The 12476-nt window shown below is 71.8% G+C and carries 4 protein-coding genes; all 4 read right to left on the bottom strand.

What is annotated here, in order from left to right:
• Positions 1-30: 30 nt before the first annotated feature.
• From A5700_RS19645 to A5700_RS19660, 4 genes are read right to left on the bottom strand one after another with little or no spacing between them, the layout of a single operon-like run.
• The gene (locus A5700_RS19645; RefSeq protein WP_068071213.1) at positions 31-246 is read right to left on the bottom strand and encodes an MbtH family protein; all 216 of its coding nucleotides are present in this window, start codon (positions 244-246) and stop codon (positions 31-33) included.
• Complete coding sequence (mbtG, locus tag A5700_RS19650) at positions 227-1513, bottom strand: NADPH-dependent L-lysine N(6)-monooxygenase MbtG (protein WP_068071214.1); 1287 nt, start codon at positions 1511-1513, stop codon at positions 227-229. Before mbtG ends, A5700_RS19645 begins: the two co-directional genes overlap by 20 nt.
• Positions 1510-5910: a non-ribosomal peptide synthetase gene (locus tag A5700_RS19655; protein ID WP_068071220.1), complete on the bottom strand. Its 4401-nt coding sequence runs from the start codon at positions 5908-5910 to the stop codon at positions 1510-1512. Before A5700_RS19655 ends, mbtG begins: the two co-directional genes overlap by 4 nt.
• Positions 5907-12476, bottom strand: coding sequence for a non-ribosomal peptide synthetase (locus A5700_RS19660; protein WP_068071218.1), 6570 nt, complete (start codon positions 12474-12476; stop codon positions 5907-5909). The genes A5700_RS19655 and A5700_RS19660 overlap by 4 nt, the downstream gene beginning before the upstream one ends.

Below are 12476 nucleotides of genomic sequence, written 5' to 3' on the forward strand. Positions count from 1 at the left end.
GGGTGCGTCGCGGCGCCCCAGGGGTCCCCGTCAGTCGCGCGCGAGCGCGTCGATGAGGCTCTTCGGGCGGATGTCGGGCCAGTTCTGCTCGATGTAGGCCAGGCAGTCCGCGCGGCTGGCCTCGCCGTAGGCCACCCGCCAGCCGGCCGGCGTCTCGGCGAAGGTGGGCCACAGGCTGTGCTGCTCCTCGTCGTTGACCAGGACGACGAAAATCCCGTTGTCGTCGTCAAAGGGGTTGGTGCTCATCGCGTCTCCTCATCGATGGATTCTTCGCCGATCCCAGGGTTGATCCCAGCACACGGTCGGACAGCAACCCCAGGCAGCTCAGGTTCGGGAACCCGGGCCCCTGGGTCAGCCCGGACAGGTTGGGCAGGTAGAGCCTGGGCGTGACGTCGGCGACGGACAGGTCGTAGCCGATCGATTCCTGCAGGGTCTCGGCGGTCAGCGGTCCGCCCAGCCCGAGTTCGAGCAGGTCGAGCACGTCCTGGCCGAACAGCGAGGTGAACCATAGCGGGTCGGCCCCGGAGCCGTCGATCACCAGGTCGAAGCCGTGCACCGTCTCCAGGTGCTCGCTGCCGCGATTGGTCGACAGGGTCAGCCGGATCTGCCCGTCCCGGCCGACCGCGTGCGCCACCCGCCCGCGCAGGTGGCGGATCCGGTCGTCGGCCAGCAGCGCCTCCTGGACGTTGGCCGAGAACACCCCGCGGTCGGTGCGGGCCAGGGCGTCGCGCCGTTCGGCCATGGTGAGCGCCGGCCAGTTGGTGGGGTCGGAGAACAGGGAGTTCTCGAAGAAGCTCTCGCCGCGGGTGAACAGGGTGACCTGCGGGGAGATGACGGTGATGGTCGATACCCGGTGCCGGAACAGCTCGTTGAGCATGGACGCGGCGGTCTCGCCGCCACCGATCACCGCGACGCGCTCGGCGGTGATCCGGTCGTGGCCGGCGGCGCGGTCCCAGAACTGGGCGATCGAGAGCATGCGCGGGTTGCCGGGCAGCAACGACTTCTCGGCCTGGCCGGGGCCGGTGATCATCAGCGCGTCGGCGTGCACGGTGGTCTCGTGGGTGTGCAGGGCCCACCGGTCGCCGGTCACCGCGAGCCGCTCGACGTCGCCGTGGACCACTCTCATCCCGACCTGGTCGGCGACCCACCTCAGGTACTGGCTCCACTTGCGGTGCGGCGGGGCGGGCCGCCCGCGGTCGATCCATTCGGCGAACGACGCCGTGGCGATGAGGTAGGACTGCCAGCTGTACCGGGTCATCCGCTCGTCGAGCTCGGCGTTGCGGCGCGGCACCAACGCCGACCGGTAGGGAAAGCCGACGTCCTTCTCCGGGCTGGTGCCCAGCCGGTGCGCGCCGTCGGTCCAGCCGCCCGAGGCCTGCCAGTTGGCGCCCACCCCGGTGCGTTCCACGGCGACCACGTCGGGAACCTCGACACCCATCTCGCGCAGCACGAATGCCTTCGCGGCGACGGCCACGCCCTTGGCGCCGGCGCCCAGGATCGCCAGTGTGCTCATTCGACCATCTCCCGCAGTGTCTCTAGCCAAAGCTGTTGCAGCGCAGCGATGTCCGCGTCGCTGAGGATGTCGGGCAGCGCTCGCCACTGCGAGGCCAGCACCCGCTGGTCGTCGACCGTCAACACCATCGCGGCGATGGTGAGCTCGTGGCGCACGGCCAGGTCCGGCTCGGGCACCGGCGACACGCCGGCGAGCAGCTCGCGCTGCAGCGTCAGCCCGGTGCCGCCCGCGGCGTGCGCGGCTCCCAGATAATTCAGCAGCACCTGCGGCCCCGGGAAGGCGGCGAGCCGCCGCGCGGTGTCGTCGCGCAGGTAGCGCAGCAGCCCGTAGTCCAGGCCGTCACCCGGGATGCTCGCCAGCTGCTCGCCGACGCGCGCCGGGTCGGTCGAGTCGACCCGCACCGGGTAGATGGAACTCAGCAGCCCCACCGTGTCGCCGGTGTCGATCCCGGTCGCGTCGACGAGATCGTCGGCGCGACCGTGGGTTTCGAGCGCCAGCAGGGGTGGCGGCGTGGGCTGGTCGCGCTGCCGCCGCCAGCGTGTCAGCGCGGCGGCGGTGGCGGCGACCAGCAGCGTGGGCAGCGGCAGGCCGCTGCCCAGCAACCGGCGGGTGGTGTCGGCGTCGGCGGCGGCGGTGCGCACCAGCAGATCACGCGCCCGGTCGCGCTCCGGGTCGAGCCGTCGCGCCCCGAGGTCGGGGTCCGGCCCTGCCAGCTGGGCCGCCCAGAAGTCCGCGGTGTCCAGCCGGCCGGCGCGCTCGGCCAGGGCGGCGGCCCAGCGCCGGTAGCTGGTGTGTTCGCGCAGGGGCGCTGGCGGGTGACCGGTGGCCGCGGCCTGCAGCGCGGCCCCAAGCTCTCCGAGCACCACCCGCCACGACGCCGGGTCGAGCGCCACCACGTGCGCGGCCAGCAACAGCACGCTCTCGCCGGCAGCCGGGCGCAGCCACACCGCGGCCAGCAGCGAACCCCGCTCGGGGTCCAGCCGCTCGACGGCCTGGGCGACCTGGTCGACCACCACGGCGCGCGGGTCCCCGGGCACCGCAACCTCGGTCAGCACCTCCGGCGGCGACGTCGGGACCAGCGTCATGCTGGCGCGGTCCAGCCGGGTACGCAGCACCTCGTGGGCCGCGACGACGGCGCCCAGCGCGGCCCGCAGCTGCTCCCGGGTGACCGACGCGGGCAGCCGGATCGCCTCGGTCTGGGCCAGCCGCCGCGGGTCGCCGTATTCGTAGAGCCAGCGCCCGTTGGGCAACAGCGGCATGGGGCCGGTGTCCTCGTCGGCGGGGCGCAACGCGGCGGCCGCGGCCGCCTCGGAATCGATCGCCTCCGCGAGTTCTCGGACGTTGCTGCATTCCAGGACGAGGCGGGCGCGCAGCGCGATTCCCCGCGCCCGCGCCGCCTGCACCACCGACAGCGCCGTGATGCTGTCCAGGCCCAGCTGGAGGAAATCGGCCGCGACGTCGATCTGCGATTGCCCCAGCAGCTCGGCGAGCAGCTCGGCCAGGGCGGTTTCGGTGGCGGTCTGCGGCGCCGTCGCGGACCCGGGGGCTTCGGCGGTGTCCAGGGCGGCCAGCGCGGCCTCGTCGAGTTTTCCGTTCCCGGTCAACGGAATCGCGTCGACCAGCACGATGCGGTGCGGCACCATGTAACGGGGCAGCCGGGCGCCGAGCATGCCGCGTAGCTCGGCCGCCGTGGGCCCGCCGGCCGCGGCGGTGGCGACGTAAGCGGTGAGCCGCGGCACGCCCTGGTGGCGCCGCACCAGCACGCCGGCCTGGCGGACCCCGGGGTGCGATTCCAGCGCGGCGGCGATCTCGCCGGGCTCCACGCGGTGGCCGCGGATCTTCACCTGGGCGTCGGCCCGCCCGACGTAGTGCAGCGAGCCGTCGGGCAGGCGGCGCACCAGGTCGCCGGTGCGATACATGCGCCCGGCGGGCGCGTGCGGGTCGGCGACGAACCGCGCCGCGGTCTCACCCGGACGGCCCAGATAGCCGCGGGCGAGTTGCGGTCCACTCAAATACAATTCGCCCGTCGCGCCGCCGGGGACCGGCCGCAGCGCGGAGTCCAGCACGTAGGCGCGGGTGTGGCGGGTCGGGTGCCCGATCGAGGGCTGGTCGTGTTCGCCGATCGCGGCAACCACCGCCTCCACCGTGGTCTCGGTGGGCCCGTAGCAGTTGAACGCGGTCAACGCCGTCGCGTGGCAGGCCGCGCGGATCTGCGCCCAGGCGGTGACGCCCACGGCCTCGCCGCCCATCGCCAGCACGGCGAGCGGCGTCCGGCTCAGCAAACCGAAAGCCTGCAGCTGAGCAAACATCGACGGCGTGGTGTCGATCATGTCGACGCCGTGCTCGGCGATGGCGGCCACCAGCGCCTCGGCGTCGGTCTGGGTGGCCTCGTCGACCAGGTAGACCGCGTGCCCGTCGAGCAGGGCGACCAACGGCTGCCAGGCCGCGTCGAAGGCGAACGACCACGCGTGCGCGATGCACAGCGGCCGGCCCAGTGTCGCCGCCGCGGGCCGCACGACGCGGTCCAGGTGGTCGTCGGCGTAGGCGCCGACCGCGCCGTGGGTCCCGACGACACCCTTGGGTTCCCCGGTGGTTCCGGAGGTGAAGACGACGTACGCGGCCTGCCCGGGCGCCACGTCGACCGGGTCGAACCCGGACTGCTCGGCGTCGAGCCATTCCTGGATCAGCGCCTCGTCGAGGACGATCGCCGCTTGCGACTGGCGCAGAATGGAATCCACTCGCTCCGGCGGTGTGCCCGGCTCCATGGGCACGCAGACACCGCCGGCCTTGAGGACGGCCAGGATCGCGATGACGTATTCCGGGCCGCGTGAAAGGCGAATCGCGACAGCGCTTTCGGGGGCGGCACCGCGCCGCGCGAGCTGCGCTGCCACCCGGTCGGCCGCCTGGTTCAGCTCTCGATAGCTCAGCGAGCCGCCCCGCCAGCGCAGGGCCGGGCGGTCCGGCGCCGCGTCGGCGGCATCGGCGAACCGGACGTGGATGCCGCGCCCGGGTGTCGGACCTGCGGCGGGCACCGCCACGATCTGTTCGTCCTCGAACAGGACACTCACGTCGCGCAGTGGCCGCTCCCAGCTCTGCAACAGGTTCTCGGCGGCCAGCAGCACGCGGCGGCCGAACTGGGCGGCCGGCGTCGCGCCCAGCGCCCCGTCGATGACCTCGATCAGCACCACGAGCTCGGTCCCCGCCACGTGAGCGGCGATCGTGATCGGAAAGTGCGACAGCGTCTGCAGGGCCGAGGGCCGGAACGTGGCTCCGGCGGCGGACAATTCGGCTCCGGCGGTCAGACCGTCCAGCGGGAAGTTCTCGTAGACCAGCAGGGTGTCGAACATCTCCCCCACCCCGCCGAGCGCCCGCAATTGGGCGTGCCCGAGGTAGCCGTGCTCGCGCAGCAGCGCCGCATCGCGCTGCACGGCGCGGCATTGCTCACCGACCCGCGCCGCCGGATCCAGCCGGACCCGCAGCGGCACGGTGTTGACGAACAACCCGATCATGGTCTCCACGCCGGCCAATTCCGCGGGTCGGCCCGACACCGTCACCCCGAATACGACGTCGTGGGTGTCGGTGAGCCGCGACAACACCACCGCCCAAGCCATTTGCAGCAGCGTGTTGACGGTGACGCCGCGGGAGCGGGCACCGTCGACCAGCCGCGCGGTGGTATCGGGCGGCAGGCGCAACTCGGTGGTGCGGGGCAGGCCCCCACGCACACCATCGGCCGATCCCAGGGCCGCCGACAACAGCGTGGGCCCCTGCAGTCCGGACAGGTGCTGCCGCCAAACCTGTTGGCTGGCAGCCAGATCGCGCCCGGCCAGCCAGCCGATGTAGTCCCGGTACGGCCGCGGTGCGGCGGGCAGCGCGGCGGTGTCCCCGCCCGCCCGGTACAGGGTCATCATCTCGTTGACGAACACGGGCATCGACCAGCCGTCGATGACGATGTGGTGGGCGGTGAGCACCAGGCGCCAGCGCGCGTCAGGCAACTCGATCAGCAGGAACCGGATCGCCGGTCCGTGTTCGAGGTCGAAAGGCGTTCGGCGCTCGGCGGTCTCGAGCCGCCGCACCTCGTCGGCCGTGGCAGTGACGGTGCGCCACGGCAATTCGACGCGGGACGGGACGATCTGCACGGGCCGCGGGATGCCCCGGCTGAAGAAGCTGGCCCGCAGGTTCGGGTGGCGCGCCAGCATCAGCGCCGCGCAGTCGCGGAGCAGGGCGACGTCGAGCGCGCCGGAGATGTCGGCGGCCATTCCGATGACGTACGGGTCGTCGGCCGCCTCACCCTCGGCGAACTCGGCCAGCGTGGTCAGCGAGTACAGCCCCTCCTGCAGGGGGCTGAGCGCCATCACGTCCTCGATGTCGGGCGCGACATCGGTTTTGGCCGTGGTCATGTCGTGCCTTCGCGCGACGCCGACCACAGCTGGGTCACCGCGGCGAGATCGGTGGCCGACAGCCCCGAGGTGCTCATCGGTGCGAAGCGGGTGTCCGCCGCCTGGGCGCCCGGCTCGGGCTCGCCGGCCGCCTCGCCGAGAACGTCCAGGGCCGCGGCCAACTGCTGCACCGTCGGGTTCTCGAAGATCATCCGCGGGTTCACCGCCAGGCCGGCGGCCCGGGCCCGCGACGCCAATTGCACCGAGAGGATGCTGTCGCCGCCCAGGGCGAAGAAGTCGTCGAAGCGCCCCACTTCGGGCGTCGACAGCAACTCGGCGAACACCTTGGCGAGCGCGCGCTCGGTGTCGGTGCGCGGCGGTTCGGTCCGCCCGCTGGTGCTGACCTCCGGGCGGGGCAAACCCGGCCGGTTCAGCTTGCCGGACTCGGTCTTTGGCAGCGCGTCGAGAACGGTCAGCGACGACGGCATCATGTAGCCGGGCAGCGTCAAGCCGATCGCGGCGCGCACCTCGGCGGCGAACGCCGCCTTGGCGGCGTCGTCGGCCACCACCGCGTGGGGCACCACATACCCGGCCAGCGAGACGCCGCCGTGCGCCTCCCAGGTGCGGGCCGCCGCGGCGGCCACCCCGTCGACGGCCGCCAGCGCCGCCTCGACCTCGGCGAGCTCGACCCGAAAGCCGCGCACCTGTACCTGATGGTCGGACCGGCCGACGAATTCGAGCCGGCCGTCCTCGGTCCAGCGGGCCAGGTCGCCGCTGCGGTACAGCCGGGAACCGGGTTCGAAAGCGTAGGGATTCGCGACGAAGCGGGCGGCGGTGAGGCCGGGACGCTTCCAATAGCCGCGAGCCAGCTGGTCGCCGGCGTAGTAGAGCTCCCCCACCACACCGGCCGGCACCGGCCGCAGGCCGTCGTCGAGCAGATAGGCTTGCGCCCCCGCAACGGGCTTGCCCACCAAGGGGATCGGCGGGCTCAGCGGCCCGCGGGAGACGGCGCCCGAGGTTTCGGTGGACCCGATATTGTTGAGCAGCTGGGTGTCGGGCGCGCACACCGCCACCAACCGGGACAACAGCGACGCGCTCACCGGCTCACCGCCGCACACCAGCCGCGACAGCGCCCGCACCGCGTCCGGCCGGCTGTCGACCAACGCGGAGACCAGGCTGGGCACGGCGGTCACCTGGGCCACCGAATGCCGGATCATCAAGTCACCGAGGGCCTCCGGGTCGCGGTGCTCGGCGTCGTCGGCCAGGATCAGGGTCGCGCCGGCCGCCAAGCCGGCCAGCATCTCCATGCCGCCCTCGAGGAAGGTGATGGAGGCCTGCGCCAACCGGACATCGGTGGTCCTGGGCGGGTAGTGCCGCAGTTGCCAATCCAAGCGGGCCGCCATCGAGCGGTGCGTGCCCACCGCGCCTTTGGGCTTGCCGGTGGATCCGGAGGTGAAGACCAGGAACATCGGGTCGTCGGGATGTGGAAGCGGTAAGTCCTTCGACGGGGGTTGCGCGTCCAGCGCTGTCACCCGGGCGCGCACCTGCGGGTCGTCCAGCGAGACCAGCGTGACGCCGGGCAGCTGCGGCATGGTGTCCACGGCGTCGTCGGTCGCCAGGACCACCGGTGGCCGCAAGTCGTCGAGCATGAATTGCTTGCGCGCCAGCGGGTAGCCGGGGTCGATGGGGAAATAGCCGGCGCCGGCCTTCATGATGGCCACCAGGGCCACCACCATGTCGGCGCTGCGCCGCGTGGACAGCCCGACGAGGTGCCCCGGCCGGACACCGTGAGCGACCAGCAGCGCGGCGAGATTGTCTGAATGCTGGTGCAGCGCGGGGTAACTCAGCTCGGCGTCGGCGCAACGCACCGCGACCCGGTCGGCCGTCAACTGCCGGCTGGGTTCGAGCAGTTCGGGTATGGTGCGCGGCCGGTCGGCGGGCGGCTGCTCACCACGACTCCAGTCCTGCAGGATCCGCCGCTGCTCGCGGGCGTCGATCAACTGCACGTCCCGCAAAGTCCGGTCGAGGTCGTCGGCAAACCCCTCGACCACCCGCGTGAGCCAGCCGGTCAACCGCTCGACGGTGGCCCGGCTGTAGAGCTCGGTCCGGTAGATGACGTTGCCGTGGTAACCGACGCCGGCGGACTCTCCACTGCCGTCGGTGCCGAAGAAGTTGACGCTGAGGTCGGCGTGAGCCATGTCGAAAATCGGGTCGAGCGACGTGCACACGGTGTCCTGCCCGCCCCGATCCGGAGCCGGATCGATCACCCGGGTCGCGGGCAGATGATCGCGCACGTGGACGACGACCTGGAACAGCGGGTTGCGCGACAGCGAGCGCACCGGGCTGACGCTGTCGACCACTCTGTCGAACGGCAGATCGGAATGGGCGTAAGCGGCCAGCGCGGTCTCCCGGGCGCGGGCCAGCAGCTCGCGCAGGGTCGGGTTGCCGTCCAGGTCGTTGCGCAGCACCAGGATGTTGACGAAAAAGCCGATCAGCTGGTCTAATTCGGCCTCGGTGCGGCCGGCGGCCGGTGTGCCCAGCGGAATGTCCACGCCGCCACCGGCTTTGTGCAGCACCACGGCAACGGCCGTCTGCAGCAACATGAACTCGGTGACGCCGACCTCGCGGCACAGGTCGACGAGCTTGTCGCGGGTGGCCGCGTCGATGCGGAAGTCGACGGATTCACCCTCCCCGCTCGGCACCGGCTGGCGCGCGAAGTCCGGCCGCAGGCCGGTGTCCTCCGGTAACCCGGCCAGCTGCCGCGTCCAGTACTCGCGCTGCTCGTCGGCCACGGCGGACTCCTGGCCGCCCCCGACGGAGTCCAGGCCCAAGTAGGCGCGCTGCCACGCCGCGTAGTCCGCGTACTGCACCCGAAGCGGCGCCCACGACGGGGCGTCCCCGCCGCGGCGGGCCCGGTACGCCGTCATCAGGTCGGAGAACAGCACCCCGGCCGACCAGTGATCGGAGGCGATGTGGTGCACGACCAGTGACAGCACGTGTTCGGTCGGGTTGTCGGCGGTGCGCAGCACGGCGACGCGGATGGGCAGCTCGCGGTCCAGCTCGAAGCAGTGCCGCCGCTCGACGTCGAGTTGCTGCTGCAGCCAGGTGTCGTCCGCGCCCTCGGCGCGGCGCACCGGCAGGTCGCCGGCGGGGCCGACCACTTGATACGGCACGCCGTCGAGCTCGACGTAGGTGGTGCGCAGGATCTCGTGGCGGGCGACGACGTCACCGGCCGCCGCGACCAGGGCGTCGATGTCCCACGGACCCGACAGCGTGGCAGCGAAGGGGATGTTGTTGACGGGGCTGGGGCCGTCGATGCGGAACGCGAACCAGCTGCGCAGCTGCGACGCCGAGAGCGGCATCGGCTCGTCGTGGGCGGTCGCGATGAGCTTGGGCCGCGGCCGGGCCCGCTGACCGGAGGCGAGCTCGTCGACCCGTCGCGCCAGCAGCCCCACGGTCGCGAGCTCGAACACCTCGCGGATGGACAGCTCGGTCCCGCACTCGGAGCGGATCGCGGTGACGAGCTTGGTCGCGACCAGTGAGTGACCCCCAAGGTCGAAGAACGAGTCGTCGACGCCGACCCGGTCGTGCCCGAGCAACTGGGAGAACAGCGCGGCGATGCGGCGCTCGGTGGGGGTACTGGGGTCGCGGTATTCCACGGCCGCCGCGATCTGCGGCTGCGGCAACGCCTTGCGGTCGATCTTGCCGTGCGCCGTTATCGGAATCTCGTCGAGCACCACGTAGGCGGCCGGAGTCATGTAGTCGGGCAGCGCGGCGGCGACGCGGGCCCGAATGCGTTCCAGCTCAACAGTTTCGGTGCTGCCGCCCAGTGCCGGCGTGACGTAACCGACCAGGCTTCTGCCCAGCTGGGGCAGGTCGACGGCCACGACGACCGCCTGTCCCACGCTGGGGTCGACCAGGATCGCGGCGGCGATCTCGCCCAGCTCAATGCGGAATCCGCGGATCTTCACCTGTTCGTCGGCGCGTCCGACGAATTCGATGTCCCCGTCGGCGTTGCGGCGAGCCAGGTCACCGGAGCGGTACAGCCGCCCACCCGTGCTGAACGGGTCGGCCACGAATCGTTCGGCCGTCAACTGCGGCCGACGGTGATAGCCGTGGGCGACATGGCCGCCGCCGATGTAGATTTCGCCGATCACGCCGGGCGGGACGGGCTGCAGCGCGTCGTCGAGCAGGTGGATCTGGGTGTTGATCTTGGGCCGCCCGATCGGCACGATCCGGGTGCCCTGGGTGCCCTCGACCGGGTAGCTGGTGCAGTTGACCACGGTTTCGGTCGGCCCGTAAAAGTTGTACAGCAGCGCGTCGAAGGTGGCGTGGAACTTGTCGGCGATCTCACCGGGCAGCGCCTCCCCCCCGATGGGGACCCGCCGCAGCGTGCGCCACTGGCTGACGCCCGGCAACGACAAGAACAGCCCCAGCAGCGACGGCACGAAGTGCATCGACGTGATGCCCTCGCCGCGAAGCAGGTCGGTGAGATAGCCGATGTCGCGCAGCCCGTCGGGCCGCGGAATCACCAGGCGCGCACCACAAATGAGGGTCCCGAAGATCTCGCCGATGGACACGTCGAAGCTGGGCGACGCGACTTGCAGCAGCCGGTCGGTCTCGTCGACCCGGTATTCCCGGCCGAACCAGATGAAGTACTCGGCGATCGGGGCGTGCGGCACCGGCACGCCCTTGGGTAAACCGGTGGAACCCGACGTGTAGATCAGGTAGGCGGTGTTGCGCGGGCTCAACGGCCTGACCAGCTGCGCGGGCGGGGTCGAGGGATAGCGGTGCAGCGCGCCGACGGGTTCGCGGACAACGAGTTTGGCGTCGGCGTCGCCGAGGATGAAGCTCAGCCGATCCTCGGGATAGGTGGGGTCGACCGGCAGGTACACCGCGCCCGCCTTCAACACGCCCAGCGCGGTGATCACCAGCTCGGGCGACTTGTCGAGCAGCACCGCGACCCGGTCCTCGGTGCCGATGCGCTGCTCGATCAGCCAGTGCGCCACCCGGTTCGACTCCTCGTCGATCTCGCGGTAGCTGTAGTGCCCGCCTTCGTAGACGACCGCGACGGCGTCGGGCGCCACGCCGGCCCGCCGGCTGACAAGCTCCGGCAAGGTGGCCGCCGGGGTGTCGAACGCTTCGCCCGTCGAGACGTCGCGCAGCCACGCGGCGTCGTCACCGCCCAGCAATGCGCACCCGGACAGCGTCGTGTCGGGGTCGGCCAGCGCCGCGTCCAGCAAGACGGCGTAGTGGCGCAGCATCTGTTCCACCAGCTGCTGGTCCAGCACCTCCACGAGGTACTCGGCCTCGACCAGGGCGCCGCGGGAGCCGTCCAACTCGACCATGAAACTCAGTGGTAGCTGGTTGAAGTGGCCGCGCAGCTCCGCGCGCTCGCAGCGCACGCCCGGCGGGCTGAACCCGGCGCCGTCGGAGGCGCGCTGCCCGAAGCTGATCCGGGTCATCCGGTCGGCGCCGTGGCGGCGGTCCGGGTTCGATTCGCGCACCAGCCAGTCCAGGTCGGCCCGCGAGTGGGCGAAGGCGCCGACGGCGCTGTCCCGGGTCTCGGCCAACAGCTCACGAAAACTCTGCCGCGGCCGGGGTTGCAGCCGTATCACCACGGTGTTGCCGTAGTAACCGATCTCGTCCTCGGTGCCGATGCCGCGGTTCAGCACCGGCGCCGCGACCAGGAAGTCGGTCGACTGTGTGTAGCGGTGCACCAGCGCGCCGAAGGCCGCCATCAACACCATGTACGGGGTTGCGCGGAATTCTCGAGCCAACTCGCTCACCCGCTCGACGGTGCCCGCCGACAGCCGCGCCGTCGCACGCTGCGCGCGCCAGGAGCTCGGCACCACCGATCCGTTGGGGCCCGGAAGTTCGAGCGGCTCCGGCAGATTCGCCATCAGGGGCCGCCAGTACTCCAGGTCCTCATCGCGCAGCGAATGCTCCGGCGCGACGCGCGGGCCGGCGGGCGCGGCGGCGAAGCCGTCGGGGTCGGCGTACGCGCGGGTCAGGTCGGCGAAAAACGGCGCCCACGAGCCGTCGTCCCACGCGATGTGGTGGGCGGTGAACAGCAGCATCAGTTCCTCGGGCGCCAACCGGGCCGCGGTCACCCGCAGTGGGGAATCCGCGGACAGGTCGAAAGGCCGACGAAAGTCGCGCTGCGCCAACACGTCGAGGCGCAGCCGGCGGGCCTGGTCCGCCAGTCCGCTCAGGTCGTGTTCGGCCCATTCGGGTCGCAGCCCGACCCGCAACACCGGGCGGGGATCGCCCTCGGTGGTGGTCTCGTAGGTGGTGTGCAGGACGGGGTGTCGAGCCGCCACGGCGTCGACGGCCCGCCGCAGCCGCGCAACGTCGACGTTGCCGGTGACGCGGTAGGACACGCAAATGTTGAGCAGCGCGCTGTCGGGGTCGACCGACTGCACGAACCACATGCGATGCTGACCGACCGACATCCGGGGCCCCTCGGCGGTCGCCACCGCGGCCTCGGCGGCAGGCCGGGCCAGGCCGCGTTCGGCGATCTTGCGGCGCAACAGTTCCAGGCGCTCATCGTCGAGGCGGGCGTTGGTGCCCGTGGTGTCAGTCAC

It is taken from the genome of Mycobacterium sp. E1214 (assembly GCF_001666755.1).
Lineage (GTDB): Bacteria > Actinomycetota > Actinomycetes > Mycobacteriales > Mycobacteriaceae > Mycobacterium.

What these genes read in the sequence shown, in the direction of transcription:
- A5700_RS19645 (WP_068071213.1), bottom strand. Translation starts at nt 246, where the DNA reads ATGAGCACCAACCCCTTTGACGACGACAACGGGATTTTCGTCGTCCTG.
- mbtG (WP_068071214.1), bottom strand. Translation starts at nt 1,513, where the DNA reads ATGAGCACACTGGCGATCCTGGGCGCCGGCGCCAAGGGCGTGGCCGTC.
- A5700_RS19655 (WP_068071220.1), bottom strand. Translation starts at nt 5,910, where the DNA reads ATGACCACGGCCAAAACCGATGTCGCGCCCGACATCGAGGACGTGATG.